14 protein-coding genes are annotated in these 17934 nt (G+C 39.3%); 5 read left to right on the top strand and 9 right to left on the bottom strand.

Annotation, left to right across the window (positions count from 1 at the left end):
* Positions 1 to 5: 5 nt before the first annotated feature.
* Positions 6 to 1121, bottom strand: coding sequence for an AraC family transcriptional regulator (locus B1C82_RS13075; RefSeq protein WP_199775760.1), 1116 nt, complete (start codon positions 1119 to 1121; stop codon positions 6 to 8).
* A gap of 116 nt (positions 1122 to 1237) precedes the next feature.
* Here B1C82_RS13075 and B1C82_RS13070 point away from each other — a divergent pair, with 116 nt between their 5' ends.
* A complete protein-coding gene (locus tag B1C82_RS13070; RefSeq protein WP_086447979.1) occupies positions 1238 to 2380 on the top strand; it encodes a DJ-1/PfpI family protein in 1143 nt (380 codons plus the stop codon).
* An 86-nt stretch (positions 2381 to 2466) separates the two neighbouring features.
* Here B1C82_RS13070 and B1C82_RS13065 read toward each other — a convergent pair whose 3' ends face one another.
* The 3 genes from B1C82_RS13065 to B1C82_RS13055 all read right to left on the bottom strand — a co-directional run bounded on the left by B1C82_RS13065 (position 2467) and on the right by B1C82_RS13055 (position 5784).
* Entirely contained in the window at positions 2467 to 3405 is a 939-nt protein-coding gene (locus B1C82_RS13065; RefSeq protein WP_086458105.1) for a tetratricopeptide repeat protein, read from the bottom strand.
* 111 nt (positions 3406 to 3516) lie between these two features.
* Positions 3517 to 4755, bottom strand: a complete 1239-nt coding sequence (locus B1C82_RS13060; protein WP_086447977.1) for a M48 family metallopeptidase — start codon at positions 4753 to 4755, stop codon at positions 3517 to 3519.
* Between the two features lie 9 nt (positions 4756 to 4764).
* Positions 4765 to 5784 carry a helix-turn-helix transcriptional regulator gene (locus tag B1C82_RS13055; RefSeq protein ID WP_086447976.1) on the bottom strand — a complete coding sequence of 340 codons (1020 nt, stop codon included), beginning with the start codon at positions 5782 to 5784 and terminating at the stop codon, positions 4765 to 4767.
* 157 nt (positions 5785 to 5941) lie between these two features.
* Here B1C82_RS13055 and B1C82_RS13050 point away from each other — a divergent pair, with 157 nt between their 5' ends.
* Together B1C82_RS13050 and B1C82_RS13045 are read left to right on the top strand one after the other, a co-directional pair.
* A complete protein-coding gene (locus B1C82_RS13050) occupies positions 5942 to 6157 on the top strand; it encodes a hypothetical protein (RefSeq protein WP_086447975.1) in 216 nt (71 codons plus the stop codon).
* Between the two features lie 175 nt (positions 6158 to 6332).
* Positions 6333 to 7433 carry a DegT/DnrJ/EryC1/StrS family aminotransferase gene (locus tag B1C82_RS13045; protein WP_086447974.1) on the top strand — a complete coding sequence of 367 codons (1101 nt, stop codon included), beginning with the start codon at positions 6333 to 6335 and terminating at the stop codon, positions 7431 to 7433.
* A gap of 70 nt (positions 7434 to 7503) precedes the next feature.
* Here the strand turns inward: B1C82_RS13045 and B1C82_RS13040 are convergent, their stop codons facing one another.
* The 3 genes from B1C82_RS13040 to B1C82_RS13030 form a co-directional block, all read right to left on the bottom strand.
* Entirely contained in the window at positions 7504 to 8094 is a 591-nt protein-coding gene (locus B1C82_RS13040; protein WP_086447973.1) for a hypothetical protein, read from the bottom strand.
* Between the two features lie 115 nt (positions 8095 to 8209).
* Positions 8210 to 8458 (bottom strand): hypothetical protein, encoded by a 249-nt coding sequence (locus B1C82_RS13035; RefSeq protein WP_157894130.1) that lies wholly within the window; start codon positions 8456 to 8458, stop codon positions 8210 to 8212.
* Positions 8459 to 8463: 5 nt separating this feature from the next.
* On the bottom strand, positions 8464 to 10710 hold the full coding sequence (locus B1C82_RS13030) for a hypothetical protein (RefSeq protein ID WP_086447971.1): 2247 nt from the start codon (positions 10708 to 10710) through the stop codon (positions 8464 to 8466).
* Between the two features lie 574 nt (positions 10711 to 11284).
* Here B1C82_RS13030 and B1C82_RS13025 point away from each other — a divergent pair.
* Positions 11285 to 14650, top strand: coding sequence for an efflux RND transporter permease subunit (locus B1C82_RS13025; RefSeq protein ID WP_086447970.1), 3366 nt, complete (start codon positions 11285 to 11287; stop codon positions 14648 to 14650).
* A gap of 415 nt (positions 14651 to 15065) precedes the next feature.
* Positions 15066 to 16091: an LEA type 2 family protein gene (locus B1C82_RS13015; RefSeq protein WP_086447969.1), complete on the top strand. Its 1026-nt coding sequence runs from the start codon at positions 15066 to 15068 to the stop codon at positions 16089 to 16091.
* Between the two features lie 117 nt (positions 16092 to 16208).
* On the opposite strand, the gene B1C82_RS13010 is transcribed toward B1C82_RS13015, so the two are convergent.
* Both B1C82_RS13010 and B1C82_RS13005 read right to left on the bottom strand, forming a co-directional pair.
* Positions 16209 to 16622: a hypothetical protein gene (locus B1C82_RS13010; protein WP_086447968.1), complete on the bottom strand. Its 414-nt coding sequence runs from the start codon at positions 16620 to 16622 to the stop codon at positions 16209 to 16211.
* A 12-nt stretch (positions 16623 to 16634) separates the two neighbouring features.
* Entirely contained in the window at positions 16635 to 17900 is a 1266-nt protein-coding gene (locus B1C82_RS13005; RefSeq protein ID WP_086447967.1) for a sugar transferase, read from the bottom strand.
* Positions 17901 to 17934: the final 34 nt, after the last annotated feature.

Raw genomic sequence — 17934 nt, 5'->3', positions numbered from 1 at the left:
TTAACTTAGGGTTTTTTAGAAAAAGAAGAACGATATTCTCCAGGAGAACATCCATATTTCTCCTGGAATAGTTTATGAAATGCAGATTTGGATTTGAATCCTGCCGCGTAAATTACAGCAAGCACGGATCTTTGAGGCTCTTCTCTTAACAATTTGGAAGCTTCTACCAAACGAAATCCAGTGATATACTCTCTGAAACCAATTTTCATCTTATCATTCAATATCTCTGATAACTGGTGAGTCTTGATTTTTAATTCTTCGGAAAGAATTGAAAGTGTAAGCTCTTCATCCAGATAGAGTTTTTTATCTCTCATCAGCTCTTGCATCTTTTGAACGACTGAATCCACGTCTATACCTTGGAGTCTGGTCTCGTTATACCCTGCTTCCCTTGCTATCTTTTCGAAAGAAATGATTAGATGTGGAGAAGTAGAAGCGCTTAGAAAGACGGAACATACAATCAAGGTGAGGCCTGCGCCTGCAACAGTAAACAATGGCATATAGAAGATCTGAGCGAATACAAACAGTGAGATCACAAATATACTCGTATAGAAAAGCGCAAGAAACGGGGAGAATGCTCGACCTTCTTCCTTCTGGATGAATGTTTTCCATTTACGGATCTTTCCGATCAGTAGCAGTGGATACACTAAGTTAGAAATTGTTCCTAAAACCAAAAGTCCAAACAAGAACTGGAAATAAATGTTTCTGGGAGGAAATACACTTACATATTCCAATTTGGAATTCTGATCGGATAGAATGAAAGGTAGAAGGAGCAAAAACGCAATAAATCCTGGAACAAAATGTACCAAGTGAAGCGCTTTTGCAGTAAGTCCTCCCAATCTTCTAAAATACAAATACGCCAATGGCCCGGTAAAGAATAGAAAGGGGATATGAATTTCTGCAAACCATAGCTGTTCCTTTAGCTGGTTAGATAATTCCAAATACAAATGGAATTGTACTATAGAAAGGGATAGGAAGAAGAAGCCTATCGGCTGATTAAATATGGACTTAATTTTGGAACCGGAATTCGAGCCTTGGATTTCTGGGCTTTTAGTATTTCGAATGAATTCGGAGATGGACAGTAAGAACGAAAGCCCTGCTCCAAATGCCAGAAACGTATCCATAAAATGAAAGAGTATGATCAGAATTGAATGTCCAGATTTTTTCAGGATTTTTCTTTTTTTAGTCCATCCGGATACGGAAGGACGACCGTTTTCGAAAAAGATCGTATCCTGAATGCATGAAACATCTTAGTCATCAACCAAATCGTTTTGCGAAATTCTTATATGGGAGTTTAGCTCTCATAATTTTGCTCGGAACTGTAGAATACAGAATGTCTTCCGAAATTTTGAAAGTCCAGATCCGAGAAGAAGGTTCCCAGATCCCAAGTTATCAATCCAGATTCGGCAGAAAACAACCAATCATTACAGTGATCGGTGAAAACCGAATGACCGAGCTGACCGATTTTATGATCCCTTATGGGGTTTTGAATTCTGCAAAAATTGCAAAGGTAATTGCAGTTTTTCCGAAAACCGGTCCGGTTCAAATGTTCCCTGCATTAAAGATAGAAGCCGAGAATTCTTTTGAACAGTTTGATCTTGAATATCCGGAAGGTGCAGATTATGTGATCGTGCCTGCAGTCCATTATTCGGAGGATATTGCTCTTCTATCATTTATACAAAAGCAATTTGCAAAAGGTTCTACGATTGTAGGCGTATGCGACGGTGTTTGGGTGCTCGCAAATGCAGGCATTCTGAAAGATCATAAAGCAACAGGTCATTGGTTTTCTTTTTCTAAATTAGAGAAAGAGTTTCCTGAAACTAAGTGGATCAAGGACAGAAGGTACATTGCTGATCGAAAGATCATTACTACTACTGGGATCACTGCATCCATTCCAGTCTCCTTAGCGCTAATAGAAGCAATTTCCGGAAAAGTGAAAGCCTCAGAAGTTGCAGCGAGCTTAGGGGCTAAGGACTGGAAACCCACTCATAAAAGTTCGGATTTCTATTTAAGTGGAAAAGATATGTATATTGCCGCAAAAAACTATCTTGGCTTTTGGAATCATCACAACTTAGGAGTTAGAGTCTCAGATGGAACAGATGAAGTAGTTTTAGCTCTACAAGCTGATTCCTTTTCCAGAACATATAGATCGGAAGTCTTTTCTGTTTCCAATCAAAAACAGATCCGAACTAAAAGCGGTTTACTATTACTTGTAGATAAGAATGAAGCAGAAGTCGCAAATTTAGATTCTATTTTAGAAAATATGAATGGAATCGCAGCAGCTGCAGCTTATGAGAAAAATTTATCTGAGATTGAATCTAAATATGGAACAAACACTGCGGCTTTTGTAGCATTGCAGATGGAATATCCATGGAGAAAGTAACGAATATACTTTTAGGATAAGGAACTTACTATCCTTATCCAATTTCTTTTGTTTGATTTGGAAATTGAACTTATCTATTTATAAAACTATTTTCTGAGCGAGTTGTCTATTTCGTGAATCTTCTCATTTATAATTATTTCATTGATAACTGACGGGGTATATTTGAGAGCATTTTCGTAATATTGTTTAGACACTACTTTTGCACCCTTAAGACTATAAATATTGCCTAGATAAAAATAGGAATTTGAATCCTGTGGATTTAATTCTATCGAGTTTTTAAAATTAATTTCTGCTTCATAATATCTTTTAAGCTGATAATAACAATATCCCCTAAGTAAATATCCGATCCAAAGATCTTTGTTCTTTTTAGTAATCAATTCCAAATCAGGTAACAAAGACTCGTATTGATTCTGTTTAAGATTGAATTCAAACATTTTAGCAAGAAGCTTTTGAGTTGGCATCCCTTTAGATACAAAAATCGAACCAATTTCTTCGAAATTAATTCCCTCGATATATTTCCCACTCTTATCGTTTGTTATACGAATCAGGAGTTTCCTAAAATTTTCCCTGGTATCACCTACCGTTTCTCTCAGCGCTTTTTCTAATTCGCTTATTGTATTCTTTTCTCTGTTAGAATCCTTTATATTATAAATTAAGCCTTCGTATATATGCCATTTTTCGACTACGTTTTCATTTTTCTTTAATTTTTGAATTAGGCATAAAACGGAATTATCGGAGCGCAAAAAACCTAATGCTCTAATAATCGATATGTAATGATCCCTAAATTCTTCTTTATTTAATAAATTGCATAAGTATACCGAATCAGCAGAACTTCCCAAATAACCCAAAAATAAAATCGCCTCGTCTTTCTTCGGAAGCGTAAGCGAATGAACTTTACTATCTCCTTCAATTATATTCTTCAATTTATTGAGATCCCGAATGTCAGTCCTATGATCTTGTGAGGTTAGGCTTGAAACAAATAATAAGAACGGAATTATCAGGAAAAGTAATTTGATGTTTTTCATATTAAATGCCAATATACTATATGTTTCAAGACCTAACTTATAATCGACTAAATCGAAATATAACTATCGGGTAATTTTTTAGCGTCTATTCTGTCGCAAAGAATGATTATTCTATTTCCAGCCTTCTGCGAATTCTATCCTTTCAATTGTTGTAGGATGAGAATGTTCGAATATCACTTCTAATTTATGAGGATTTAATCTGGATTTATTGTCTTTTGCTAATTTGATCTCCGTATTAATGAATGATTTTTTGTCGTTCGTTAATACAAGCGCCTCTCTGTCCGCTTGAGTTTCCAGGGTCCTGGAAAGTGTTGAAGAAAACGGTCCAAGTACAGTTCCAACAAGAGATAATATTAAAAACAGAAAAGGTAGACTAGAGGGAGAATAAAACTCCTTTAATGGAATTGATCCTTCTTCTTTTACTTTTTTGAATACATATCCCAATAAGAAGCATAATAAAAAAGTTTCCAGAGTGCTGAGTGCAATCTCTATCATTTGGTGGTTATGGACCCAATGACCTATTTCATGTCCAAGAACGCTTACTACTTCTTCTTCTGTGTGGTTATTGATGAGAGTATCGTATAAGAAAATCTTTTTACTTTCTCCCCATCCAGTGAAGTATGCGTTTGTGTGACCAGAGTATTTGCTCTCGTTGATCACATATATATTTTCTACTTGGATATTTGCCTTTTGGCTAAGTGCTAATATTTTTGTTTTTAAACTTCCATCTTGGATAGGGCCATAATCGTAAAAGATCGGGGTGATGATGATTGGATACAATACTGACATGAGTAATCCAAATCCGAGAGATAAGATAGGAAGTATATATTTCCAAGCACGTGGAAGATTTTTCAGGACGAATGCTACAATTAGAACAATTAATCCACCAAATAGAAATCCTAACCCAAAAGATTTCGCTTTAAATAAGATCCAATCTCCTATATTCATATTAGAAAATTGAAATTCGTGTTCTATTACATATCCAAAATAATAGCTGAATGGCAGAGATATGATAAATTCTACAAGATAGAAGGAAACAAAGAATAGAAATACCGTTGGATAAAACCTCTGCCCTGTTTTTCTGCTAAAATATTCTTCTAACTTTACCGAGATTGGGGAGAATACAAATGCTCCTGCCAATGCAAAGTCCAATAAAGAGCCTATGATCGAGACAAAAAATCCCCTTCGTTCGTAGTCTATCCCTGAGTTGATATCTTCTTGGGTAAAATATTTTAGAATTCTTTCATGCAACTCTGGAGATAGATCTCCTTGATAGGAGAAGTATTTCATTACGAGTGTGAGTAAGATCTGTAGTGAGAATAATGTGAATAGGATGTTTTTTAGTTTCATGTAGTGTTTTTATACTTTTTCGTAGAGTTCTGAGATCTGTTTTACTGAGTTTCGTAGTACAGAGTTCAATTCTTCAGGAAGGACTGTTTCAATTGCGTCCGGCCATCTCCATAGAAACGGCAATAGCCCTTCCAAATTGGAGGATTGAAAACTGAGTTTATTTTTCTCTTCGGTATATTTAATCCCTGTCAGGAATAGTTTTGCTTTTACGAGACCTTCTTCTTTGCAGATCCACTCCACTTTTTTGGTTTCGTGGACCGGGAATAATCCTGCATGTATAATCAGATCTTCTTCTGTTTCTTTTTTGGCTCCTTTTGCCTGGTAAAGTGGGTCTCCTTGTAGGAGTTCCACAGACAAGATCTTAGGTAAAACGAATCTTTTTTTGGTTTTTTCTTCCCTATCGTAAGCTAGCAGATAATGATCCTGGCCACCTTTTCGGATCAATCGGATCGGATCCGCTTCCTTTATGTAAGAATCTTCAGGGAATGTTTTGTAGTATTTGATTCGGATCGGCGTATGATTTTTAAGAGCTTCCAATATCTGGAACGCAGTTTCTCCCAACTCTTCTGGATTTTCTTGGGGGTTTTCAGTCATTTGAGGAAAGTATTCTAGATCACCCGCAAATATTTTCCTAGCGGCAGTGTAGAGTTCGTATTTGGGAGCTTCTGAATATCCTCTTAATAAGAGTGCTGAAATTTCTCTGAGTTCTTCTTCAGTGAACTCAAGAGTTTTGGAAAGTGGATCTTTTATGAGCACATATACGAAATCTTTTCCATTCTTTTGGGGATAATATTTGATATGAAATCCTAAGGCGCCTAACTCTTCGATGTCTCTGGATAATTTCCTTCTGTCGGAGTCTCGATTTTCGTTATCGTAAAATCCTTCCATAATCTTTCGTAAGGAGCTTAAAGTAATCCCATCTGGAAATCTGAAAAAATTGAATAATAATGTGAGAAGCCGGTATTCTGTGGGATTCATCTCCCTGGGCTCGATTTCCTGATCTATATCTTTGTCTAGTTCTTCTTTCATGGCTCGTTTCTAAATTTTGATTTTTATAAAGTCCCTGGGCAAGGAAAAATCTCTGCCTTGTTTTTGAATTCAGAGAAAGTCCCAAAAAACAACTTGATGAGTAAGATCAGATTTCGATAATTCTCTCGTTTCAGTCGCTTATTCTTAGAGGTTTTTTATGGGCAAAATTATAGGTTTTCTCTTTCCGAATTTTATAGGTCTTATTCTTATTTTACTCGGATGGTGGACAACTATCATCAATGTAGCCACACTTCGTTTCGCTGGTGAGTCTTATTTTAATAAATGGACCTATACTGGCCTGGCTTTGATCATTATTGGGGCTTATTTGCCAGAAATCTGGATTGGAGTCCGTAAGAAAATTTTCGGAGATTGATCCCTCCTTTTTTTTCTTGTACGAAAACGTCTAGACATTTCCGCTGGTATTCTGATTATTTGCGCTGAGTGGCCTAGTAGTTCCTAAGCCCGGAGATTTTGAAAAAAATCTTTACGGGCTGAGTACATAGGTTACAATGCGACATAATAAAATTACTGGAACCTGAGAAGGGAAGATGAGCGCGGAAACCGAAGTTTTAGAGAAACCAAGCCGGAAAAAAACCGATATCGAATTCCATAAACCGACTCTTTCTCGGGAAGACCTGAAAACCGTTTTAGAGGCATTGGTAGAAGACCATCTAGCTTCCGGATCTGTGACCCATAAGTTTGAGAAAGCTTTTTCTTCTACTTTCAGGACTAAACAAGTAATTTCTGCAAACAGCTTAACTGCTGCATATCATCTGTCTTTATTGGCGTTGGAGATCCAACCCGGAGATAAAATTGCTATCTCCACTTTCGCTCCTCTTGCTGCTCTAGATGCAATTTTCTTAATGCAAGCGCAACCTTTGGTTGTGGATATGGGAAAACATTCTTTCCATATCTGTCCTGAAAGATTATCTGCCGCTCTGGAAGACGAATCTGTAAAAGCTGTGGTTTTAGATCACACTTTCGGTTCTTTGGCAGACTTCTCGAAATACGATTTTAAAAATCGCCCCGTAATCGAAGATTTTTCAGAAGCAGTCGGTGCAAGAACCGAAACATTCACTCCAGGTAAGCAGGGCAAAATTTCTATCTGTGGTCTTTCGATCGAGTATCTGATCACTACCGGAAATGGAGCGTTGATCTGTACTGATGATGACTCATTAGCAAAAAAGATCCGAGCGAGAAAAGAAGGTAAGGCGCCTTATCCGCGTAAAGAAGGCCAACCGAGATTAGATTACGATATGATCGATTACCAAGCGGCTTTAGGGATCGAACAATTATCTAATCTTGGTGTAATCTTAGAAAGAAAAAGAAAGATCGCTCAGGTTTATCTGCAATCCATCCAAGGGTCCCAAGTTGGTTCTCATTTTAACGATCCGAATTCTGAAACTTTCAATCGATTTGTGATCATTGCTCCAGGTAATTATGAGCAAGTAGAAAGATACTTCCGTTCTTTACAAATCGGTACTCGCAGAACTGTTGCCGAACCGATCCACCATATCTTAGAACTTTCTAATTCTGATTTTCCGAACGGGGAAAGACTCTACCAAAGAGGTCATTGCATCCCGATTTATCCAAACCTAACCAAGGATAATGTGCAAAGGATCTCTCAAGCGATTCGTAGAATTTACTAAGATCGTTTCGCACAGAGTTCACCGAGAACACCGAGGTTTTCGTTTAGCTCCCATAGTAGTTTTCTGAAACTTAGATTTTTTTCTTTTCTAAGGGGATTTGGATCGTATACAATTCCTTTAACTCTTTGTTCTTGTCTTTTATGAAAGTATAAGCTGGATCTTCGGACAACCGAAAGTTTTTGAACTGATCTTTGGATCGAGCCAGATTTTCTTCCTGGAGTTCTTTAGCCTTTCGGATCGATTCCCTGATTTGCTCCTTTGTAGAATCCGCCACATTGGGATCATTTAAGAAAGTTTGAAAACTTTCGGAGTATTGGTCCTGAGCTTCCTTCATATCTTCGATGAATTTTTCGGAATTAGAAAGGTCGTAAAATTCCTTAATCTGAAAATGTAAAAGTGCGAATTCGCGATAGTCGGTAAATCCGTTTTTTTTCGCGATTGCATCCGCTTGTTTGGGATCTATCTCCGAAGATGGCTCAAAAAGAAAGGCGGGGTTAGGTTTAGATATCAATTCTCCGAAGGATGGATTAGATTCTTTTAATTCACGGAATGTGGAAATATAGGATTCCATCTTTTCTTTCGAAAATCTTGGAGCCTTTAATAAGGAACAATTCGAAATGAATAAGGCCCCAATAAATAAAATATAAAGAAAACGTTTCATTTTGTAATCCCTTGTTTATGATATGAGATTATCCTACAAAAGATATATACAAATCCTTTGTAGGATTAGTTTGGCTAAACAGACTTATAAGTTCCGTTTGTCTGGCAATTTTAGATTATAAGGGTGCATTCACTTTCATTCCGGTGCATTGGTGATCTTGATACAATAAAGCGCCTAAATACCGATCGCATCCTTCTGTGGGAGGATCTTCTAAACAATATCCATATACTAAGTATAAATTATGGAGCTCTTCTTTACATTGATCACGATCCCCTCTCTGCTTATCCCTTTCTCCACAACTTAGGAGTAATAATAATAGCAAACTAATGGTTATGGAGTTTTTTACCAGACTTTGTTTCATCATTTCCTTTACCAATTGATTTGAACCTCATAGGTTCCAGTTGTTCCTACACTTGTCGCCGCTTGCAGAGTGACACCTGCATTTCCATGGAGAGCAAAAATAGTCCAGCCTACAATTGCCTTAAATCGAAGAGGAGAAATCGGATAGGCTAACGCATTTCTTGTTCCGGAAATAATCCAAGCACTAGGTTTCGGCGGAGTACAATTCGGATCGATTGCATAGACCTGGAATTCCATTTCAATGGTTCCATACAATGGGACTCCGGCAAACCATCCGTTGACTACTACTCGTGTGGGTGATCCGACCGCTCCGAGATTCGGAGGAGCAGCAATAGCTCCAGGATAACCGATCAAAGCAGTTAAGTAAGTAGAATTACCATCTTCATCTAGAAGTCTAAAGCGGACCGTATCTTCCCACCACGATTGACCCCAGAATTTGCCATGGTAGATGAAACGATTTTTTGTCCCGGTTGAAGTTACGATCCCATTGCCAGAAGCAGGCTGAGAATCCAATAAAATAGCCACAGACTCTCTGTTTCCGTGAGGATCATCCCATTCTATTGTGATTGGAATATCCACACTTGTGGAAGCAGTACAAGTATTCAGATAAGTAGGTGTTCCGGCTACCGTATATCCAATCGGTCGCAGTTTATAACTAGGTGGAACAGGCCAGTTCGGAACAGAAAAGTCTGGAACTGAGTTCGGTTGCTGATTTGGAGTCACTCCGTAATATTGATTTGGTTTAGAAATAAAGAAAAGATTATGCAAAAGCAAATAATCTAACCCATGACTTTCTAATGTTATCAAAGACGTTCTGCTATGATCATCTTTCTTTCGAATGAATCGATTGTCTGAAGCCCAGTCGCTATCTGATCCAAACTCTGTACCAGTCCCACTCCAGGGAGCGGAATTTAAAAGAGATAAAGTTTTACTCTCTAAAAATGCGGAAATATTTCCTCCGGAATGCAAGATGGAATGTAAGAGGGGGTATAGATAAAAGTCATGTTGAGCAGCTTGCGCCACTAGAAAATCTTGGGTCAGCTCACCCCATGCATTTCCAATGGAAGCTAAAGCCATTACCATATGCGCGTTATCTGCCGTAGTAAAAACTGCAGATTGAGATAACCCTGCCCACGATAATAGATACTGGGAGTTTACATTCCAACTTTTTCCTGATATCCAACTGCCTGCAAAATTGAAGCCAGCTGAAAAAAATCGAGCGTCTGCGCCTCTGGTTACTTGGCCCATATGGTCCGGATCGACCGGTTGAAAAGGATCGAACCAACCCATACAGAGCGGACAGGATCCGAACCAATTTACCTTGGGTGAGACTGGATTAACGATTAACCAGGAAACATTCGTTTCACTTAGAGGAATTCCTAGGATTTCAAATGTTTGATCTTGGCCGGCATATACATAATCCACTAGTTTACGTGCGTACATTTGGGCCTGATGCTGAAAATTCATTCCTTGGTAGGAATACGTCATTGGTACTAAATGTTTTACGATCGCTAAACCTAATAATAAATGAACCACCTGATCCTGGCTCATTTCTCGATTCGTTGGGGGTGTAGGAAGAGCTTGGTCCCCGATCCATGTTTGATAATCTCCTTCGGCTCCTGTTAGGCGAAGATCTTTCATTACATTGATAGGAACATCGTCCCTTACAAAAAAACCGGGAGTATCCGGCCATTGGTAACCTTCGGATCCTGGATAATTTGCCAAATTTATTGGATGCACCTCCCAGATACTCTGTTCCCCAAAACGATCAAGACGTTCTAAGGCAATAAATGCACAAAAGAGTTCTCGTATCGTATTTTGGATATCATTCACCTCCCCATATCCTGGATAAGAATCGGGACGAGAAAGCATATGTAACTCCGAGCCAAGTACGCCCAAATACCAACCCAGTTTAATTGTAGAATCTCCCCATTTTCCAATACGTTCATTTGCAAAAATTTTAACTTCTTCCATCGGAAGGCATCCACCTTTGTCTGTGGAAAGTTTTATAAAATTATTTCGGAGTTTATTTCTAATGTTCCAATATTTTTTTGCATTCTTATTCGCATCCGTTCCACTGTATTCCGATCCGGGTTCTGAAGAGTAAGGAAAGTTGGAGGAAGAAGAAAAATTTCCTCCGAATAGATTCAAAAAACTTGAAATTAGAGAAGAACCACTACTGCCTGTCTCGGCTTGCAGAGAACCCCCAAATAGGATAAAAGAACAAAACACTAAGATAAAAAGACTTTTTCGCATAACGTCATACACCCATTCCTTATATTTCATACGAGGAGGCCAATAAACTCATAGGATCGTCAATAAAATTATCTATATTCTGTTTTCATTATGTAGAATATTGTTTCCGAATCAATATTCACTCCTATATTCCAAATCAGGATATTGTTTTGCAGAAGTGCTACCGACAGGGATGCGGAAGGCGAAGTCCCGAGCGAATATATTTCCAGCTCTCGATAATACCTTGGCTTTCTTAAACTGGCTCACTCCCTATAGCCGTTCGCGAGGGATGAGCGATAGCGAACCCGGAGCAGCCCGGCCAGCAAAGCTGGGTCGGCCGCCCAACCGACTACAGTTTAACTGATTCAATCTTCGTTTTAGCAATAGAGTATGACGTTTGTTCCGGCTCCTCCCTGCCCTACTACGTTTCTATATTTCCGCAATATGACTTAGTATGCTCCCAAAACCTTTCCGTCCAAATTTCCCTAAATGGTTTCGCGAATTTGTTTTCTAAATTCCCGGAATCGATCCCAATGGCCTTCTGTAGAGCTGATTCTCCTATTCGTTTTGAGAATAGAAATCCTCCGGAGGAAACTTGAATATCGCGCTCCTCTCCATTAAACGTCCCATTTTTATTACCAGTCTTGTGATCCTTATGTTGATCACCGGTGTCTTTTCTCTCAGCAAGATGGGGGTGGATCTTTTTCCGGATGTGAACATCCCAGTGGTAACTGTAACTACGATCTATCCGGGAGCTGGTCCAGAAGAGATAGAAGAATTGATCTCTAAACCTTTAGAAGAAGAACTTTCTTCTATCGCAGGGTTGAAAAAGATCACTTCCCGTAACCAGGAAGGTGTTTCTGTAGTTTTAGGAGAATTTACTCTTTCAACGGATATCAAATATGCAGAACAGCAGTTTCGAGATAAGACCGCTTCAGTTCGTCCGAAACTTCCGGATGGAATCAAAGAACCAAAAGTAGTTCGTTTCGACCCAGCGGACCAACCAATCATTCGTTTGGCTGTGTTTGCGGATTTAGATCAGGCAAAAATGTATGATCTAGCGAAAGAAACTGTTAAGGCGAAGTTGGAACAGATCGCAGGTGTAGGTTCCGTAAGACTCGTGGGAGGAACCAGAAGAGAAATCCAAATCGAATTAGATAGAAATAAATTAGTTTCTTATCAAATGCCTATGGTTGTGATCGCAAATCGATTAAAGACTGCAGGTTTGAACGTTCCTGTAGGTAAATACGATTCCGGTGCGAAAGAAACTTCTTACAGAACTTTAGGTAGATATGAAACTCTTTCTCAGATAGAGAACACTATCGTTTCCTTTGGTGGGGATGTTGGAAATTCAGTCCTAATTAAACAACTTGGTTCCGTTAGAGATGGAACGGAAGATGAGGAGACTCTAGGATATCTTTGGGCTGCTAAAAGTGATGAAGTGGAAGAAGAGGATGTAGGTCTTCTAACACATCCTTTTACTTGGATCACTCAGCTTCCGAAAAGGGTCAAAAGAACTTTTTCTAAATTTAGCGGTGCTAAAGAACCAGTTATTGAAAAAGAACTAAAGCCTGCATTATTCATCGACGTTTATAAGCAGTCGGGTGCAAATACTGTAGCCGTTGCTGATGAGGTTTTAAAAAGGATAGATAAGCTAAATGCGGATATCCAACCTCTTGCAGGTAAACCTAAGATCAGATTGATCCGCGATGGTTCCAGATGGATCCGTTACAACGTAGAAGACGTTACGGAAGCGATCGTTCTAGGTATCTTATTAGCGGTCATCACAGTTTATTTCTTCTTAGGGAACTTAAGATCTACGATCATAACCGGTCTTGCATTACCTAACTCGTTACTCGGTGCATTCATTATCATGTGGATTATGGGATTCACGATCAACGTTATGACCTTGTTGGCCTTATCGTTAGCGGTAGGTCTTCTCGTGGACGACGCGATTGTGGTCCGGGAAAACATCTTCCGAAAATTGGAAGAAGGTGCGACCGTGATGGAAGCCGCAGAAAAAGGAACCATGGAAGTGGCTCTCGCGGTGATCGGAACTTCCTTAACTGTGATCGCAGTATTCTTCCCTGTTGGATTCTTATCAGGAATTGTAGGTCAGTTCTTCAAACAGTTCGGACTGACTGTGGTTTTCGCCATGATCATTTCACTCTTCGATGGTCTTTTTGTGGCTCCTATGTTGTCCGCTTACTTTGCCGGAAAGCTTACCCACGATAAAAAGAACGCCGCTGTGGAAGCATTCGATCGTTTCCAAAATTGGTTAGAGAAAGTTTATAAGATCACGATGCAATACGCGTTAGCACATCCAGGTAAGATCATTCTTCTTAGCTTCTTAATATTTGCTCTTTCCTTCGTAAGTTGTGCGTTTGTGAAAAAGACTTTCTTACCTGCGAACGATCAGGGTGAATTTATGGTGACCTTAGATCTTCCTCCAGGTACGAGCTTACAAGGTACTAAAGAAGTTTCGGATAAGGTTTTGGCAGAACTCCAAAAATTCCCGGAAATGGATAAGATCGCAATCACCATCGGTAAACCGGATGGCGGAGAACCGAACACTGCCATATTAGCGATCGCGCTTGTTTCTTCCAAAAAAAGGTCCAGAGATACTACCACTGTCAAAGAAGAGATCCGTACAATGTTAAAGGCTTATGATTATGCAAGGCCGGCAGTTTCGGATTATTCCGCAGTAGGGGGCGGGGTCCAGTATCCATTCCAATTAGTTCTTAAGGGAAATAATTTGGAAGAAGTAGAAGCATATTCTAAAAAAGTAATAGAACGACTGAAAGGTATCAAAGACCTCGCGGACATCGACTCAGACTATCGAAGCGGAAAGCCTGAATATCAAATCGTTTTGGATAATTCCAGAATGCAATTGGTCGGTGTTCTTCCTGGTGTTGCGGGTTCCGAATTAAGATACCAAATCGCAGGAGACCAGGTCAGTAAATTCTACGACAAAGGGATCGAGTATGAGGTCCGTATGAGGCTCAAACCGGACCAAAGGAATTTGAGAGCAGCTTACGGCCAGACCAAGGTCCCGAATATCGCAAACAGGTTAATTCCTCTAGCAGCGATCAGCACGGGTAAAGAAAACTTAGGTCCTTCTCGAATCAATCGTATTGATAGAGCCAGAGCAGTTGTTGTAAACGCGAACCTTGCACCGGGAGGTGCCATCGGAACTGCGATGGAAGAAGCGACCAAAATTTTGACCAAAGAAATTCCTCCTCCGCCAGGAGTTCGTTTTAATTTCCAAGGTCAGTCTGAGGATTTGAAAGAACTTTTCTTGAATATCATCGTAGCATTCGGTCTTGCGTTGGTATTCATCTATTTGGTTCTTGCTTCTCTTTACGAATCTTTCATTACTCCGATCACAATCTTATTTGCGATCCCTCCTGCAATTTCCGGAGCATTCTTCGCTCTGCACTTAACAGGAGAAATGTTGAACATATTCTCGATGATAGGACTCATCCTACTCATGGGACTTGTAGCCAAAAACTCGATCTTACTCGTGGACTATGCAATGCAAGCTGTGAGAGAAAGGGGCATCACAAGAGACGAAGCAATCCTCGAAGCGGGACTTGTCAGATTACGTCCAATCTTGATGACATCCATCGCGATGATCATGGGAACTGTTCCGATTGCATTAGGTCTTGGAGAAGCAGCGAAATCCAGAACGGCAATGGGTATTGCGATTATTGGAGGTCTAATCCTCTCCACATTAGTTACATTGATCGTGGTTCCTTCCATCTTCGGTGGTATCGATAAGTTCAGAGAATGGATAGAAGGAAAATTCCGTCCGGATATGACTGCGACAATCCACAGCGAAGCTGGTCATTCTGGAAGCACTGCTGTTGCAACTAATCATGGCCAAACTTCTTTAAGTGAATGGGCTCAAGATGTGGAGTCCAAACCTAAGAAGGGAAATACGAGTAAGAAGAAAAAGTAGTGTAAGGTGCACCCCACCCTCATTGGGTGGGGGCCGGTGCGGTGGTACCCGCAAAACCGTTCGATGCATTCGTATCGTTTCAATTTTATCTTTAGTCTCGTTTGACCTCGATTCTCTCGGTCACCGACTCGTCGAAGACGGTCGTCTTCTCGCTCCTATTGTCGCTGCGAAGGGGGGCCGGTGCGGTGGTACCCGCAAAACCAGAGCACTTCCTTTATCACAAAACCCTCATACACGCAAGACATTTCCTGTCCCACATTATGTTGGAATTCCAACATCGTATTACTGCAAAATTTACTTGCAAGAATCATTGCTATTCATCACAAAACTCTATTTTTTATTTCCAAGCTTTCAAAACTTAGTTTCCAATAATCGGTAAATCTCAAATAAAGACTTCACCTTTACGGAGGAGTTTATGATCCAAAAAACTTCCTTACATGCCTATATCGGAATTACACTAGCAGCAAACCTTCTATTCGGTTGTGCTCAATTACAAAAAGTGGATTTAAAAAAAGTAAAAGAAAAGATCGAGGACCTCGACAGACCTTCATTTACATTGGAAAAAGTTTCCATCGCAGAAATTAATCTATCCGAGATCCGTCTAAGAGTGGATTCGAAAGTAAAAAACCCTTATCCAATCGCTTTACCTGCGACCAATTTAGAAATGAATATCCTCATCGAAGGACAGCAATTTACAAAAGCAAAAACCAAGATCCCAACAGTAGGTGGGAATTCCAACAAACCAGTTCCAGTTGATCTAACATTTGCATATAATGACTTAGCAGAACTTTACAAAAAAGTTCCAGGAAAGATAGATCTAGTAGTTAAAGTTCAGGGAGTTGTTTCACTTCCTATCCCTGAAAAATACAGATCAATTGCCGGAGCCGCTTCACTCGACTTTCCATTCGAAGAAGAAAGAAAGATTCCTGCAGTTCTTCCCGACATAGAGATCCGAAATTTCAAAATTATTAAACCGGATCCTTCTACTATTTTAAGTTCCGCAGGCACAGAAGACTTGGCAAAAAAAGCCACATCATTCTTAGACACGTTACTCGGTCCTCAGAAAAAATCCCCCGGCTCAGCAATAGCCGCAGGATTATCTTCACTCGACTTAAAAGTGGACACCGAATTCCAAATCGTGCTAAAAAATAGGGCTACATCTAGATTACAATTTTCTGAATTTGAATTTGATCTCACTCTCGAAAAAGAAAAATTTTTAACCGGTCAGCCAGTCCGGATCGAAAACCAAGGAAAAGAATCAATTCTAAGCGTTCGCACTTCCTTTCCTCTCGGAACAGTTACACAAGGGATCGCTAATGCAGTCTCCAAAAGGTCCGCCGCATTCCGACTGAGCGGAAAAGCAACCACTGAATCTCCAGAAATTGGAACCGGACAGGTCCCATTCAAATTCGACAAATCCGGCTCTTTTAGCTGGAATTAAAAATAAGGGCGCATGCTCGCCAATCGGCGAGCACCCGGCTCTACGCTCCAATCCGCTTCGCTTTGATTTCCGCTACGATCCGTTGCGCAGCACTAGTCCAAAACATATTACTATTATTTAATTAACAATTCTAAGATATGAATCTCTCCCAAAGGAAAATCTCATCCAATCAGTCCTGATATTATTCTCGATCAAGTAAGTCTGGATTTTTTCACCAACACCAATCCTTTCAGTAATATTATCTCCCACAGAAAAGTTTCCAAATTTTAAATATTTCCCTGTTTCAATTTCAATTTCTTCTAGATCTTTAGCAAAACTAGAAATGTATTCTTCATCTAAACCGATAAACCCTTTAAAAATTTTTCCGGAATTTTCTAATTTCGTAACATAATATTTCTTTCTAATAGAATATGTTGATAGATATCCTTCTAAACGAACTTTTATCCGATCTAACACATGAATTAGTTCCGCTTCTTCGCATTCAAAACTATATCCGAAGACTTTTCTCCTAAACACCAAAACAATATGCATAGAAGAACTCCTTCAAACAAAGAATGTTTGGAGGATCTTTCTCTCCGTGTTTCGAGAAATATTTTTAAATTGAAAATAACAATCTTTGATGGAGATTTCTAATGCTTTAAATGTTTTGCGATGATCTATTAAAACAGAAATACAAGCGGCGAAAGAAAGGAATCTCCAAAGTATCTTAAAAAGAAAGCGAGTGATGGGATTTTTAAGACGTATTTTAAAAAATGTGTAATGAAAGATCAGATGTTTTTCTTCATCTTCTGCGATATGAAGAAGTGCATTCTTAACGGAACCGAATGGAATTTTTTCGGCTATTTTTTTATAAAAGCAGATTCCGATCACTTCTGCGACTAATAGGACCATTAGTTTGAGTCTAGTTCCTAAAAGCCGTCTTCCAAAATGAAATAATCTTTCGGTCCAGTTATTTTGGATAAGTTCTCCCCTTAATGCGCGAACACATTCTCCCAAAATACGTGCATGTCTCCCTTCTTCCTTTACGAAAAGTTTAAGTGCTTCTCTATAATTTGGATCCACACCGTAAATTTTCACTCGATCTATATCTTTTGCGATCCTGCCTTCTCCTGCTTCCCCCAGCTGAAAGATTGCAAGAGATTTAGCCACTGGAAGTCGTTTTTGAGGGATAAAACCGATCACCTGTTCTTGGACAATTGGGTAAGGACGATCTGCATTTTTTTTAAAATGTTTTGCCCAATTTCCCCAATAGAATCCACGATCTCTTTTTTGAAGATGAGTCCATAATAAATTTCTAATTCGTTTTTTACCGAATATGTTTATGATCAGAGTCAGTGTTAGGATCTTAAGATCTAAGAGAAAACTTTTTCTTTTTAAATAAGACAGATCGAAGCAAAGAGAATATTTAGATCCTCTTCCGGAATATAATTGAGAAAGCCCAGTGATCCCAGGACGAATCGACCATCTACTCGCAAGCCCTTCTCCTTTCCATCCTAATCTTAGAACATCCTGCTCGGTCAGTGGCCTCGGACCTACGATACTCATATCCCCTTTTACGATATTCCAGATTTGAGGAAGTTCATCCAATCCTGTACTTCTCAAAAATGATCCTAACTTTGTAGGAACTCCATCTTTCATAGTCCTGAATTTCCAGATCTGAAATATCCTCTTTCCTAAGCCCATCCTTTCCTGAAGAAAGAATACCGGACCCGAAGCAAAGAAGAAGATCAGCATAGAGATCACAATTAACACCAAGGAGAGCACAACCAATGCAATCAAAGCCAAAGAAAATTCTAAAATTCGTTTCATAGATCCCAGGATATCGAATTTTCAGAAACAAACC

Origin of the sequence: Leptospira venezuelensis (assembly GCF_002150035.1) — a bacterium.
GTDB classification, from domain to species: Bacteria; Spirochaetota; Leptospiria; order Leptospirales; family Leptospiraceae; genus Leptospira_B; species Leptospira_B venezuelensis.
Note: the sequence above shows the minus strand (reverse complement) of the source record. Positions and strands in the feature narration are given on the sequence as shown.

Excerpts from the sequence above, each read along its gene's own strand:
- B1C82_RS13075 (WP_199775760.1), bottom strand. The coding sequence starts at position 1,121 with ATGGATACGTTTCTGGCATTTGGAGCAGGGCTTTCGTTCTTACTGTCC.
- B1C82_RS13015 (WP_086447969.1), top strand. The coding sequence starts at position 15,066 with ATGATCCAAAAAACTTCCTTACATGCCTATATCGGAATTACACTAGCA.
- B1C82_RS13050 (WP_086447975.1), top strand. The coding sequence starts at position 5,942 with ATGGGCAAAATTATAGGTTTTCTCTTTCCGAATTTTATAGGTCTTATT.
- B1C82_RS13065 (WP_086458105.1), bottom strand. The coding sequence starts at position 3,405 with ATGAAAAACATCAAATTACTTTTCCTGATAATTCCGTTCTTATTATTT.
- B1C82_RS13060 (WP_086447977.1), bottom strand. The coding sequence starts at position 4,755 with ATGAAACTAAAAAACATCCTATTCACATTATTCTCACTACAGATCTTA.
- B1C82_RS13010 (WP_086447968.1), bottom strand. The coding sequence starts at position 16,622 with ATGCATATTGTTTTGGTGTTTAGGAGAAAAGTCTTCGGATATAGTTTT.
- B1C82_RS13045 (WP_086447974.1), top strand. The coding sequence starts at position 6,333 with ATGAGCGCGGAAACCGAAGTTTTAGAGAAACCAAGCCGGAAAAAAACC.
- B1C82_RS13030 (WP_086447971.1), bottom strand. The coding sequence starts at position 10,710 with ATGCGAAAAAGTCTTTTTATCTTAGTGTTTTGTTCTTTTATCCTATTT.
- B1C82_RS13040 (WP_086447973.1), bottom strand. The coding sequence starts at position 8,094 with ATGAAACGTTTTCTTTATATTTTATTTATTGGGGCCTTATTCATTTCG.
- B1C82_RS13055 (WP_086447976.1), bottom strand. The coding sequence starts at position 5,784 with ATGAAAGAAGAACTAGACAAAGATATAGATCAGGAAATCGAGCCCAGG.
- B1C82_RS13035 (WP_157894130.1), bottom strand. The coding sequence starts at position 8,458 with ATGATGAAACAAAGTCTGGTAAAAAACTCCATAACCATTAGTTTGCTA.
- B1C82_RS13005 (WP_086447967.1), bottom strand. The coding sequence starts at position 17,900 with ATGAAACGAATTTTAGAATTTTCTTTGGCTTTGATTGCATTGGTTGTG.
- B1C82_RS13070 (WP_086447979.1), top strand. The coding sequence starts at position 1,238 with ATGAAACATCTTAGTCATCAACCAAATCGTTTTGCGAAATTCTTATAT.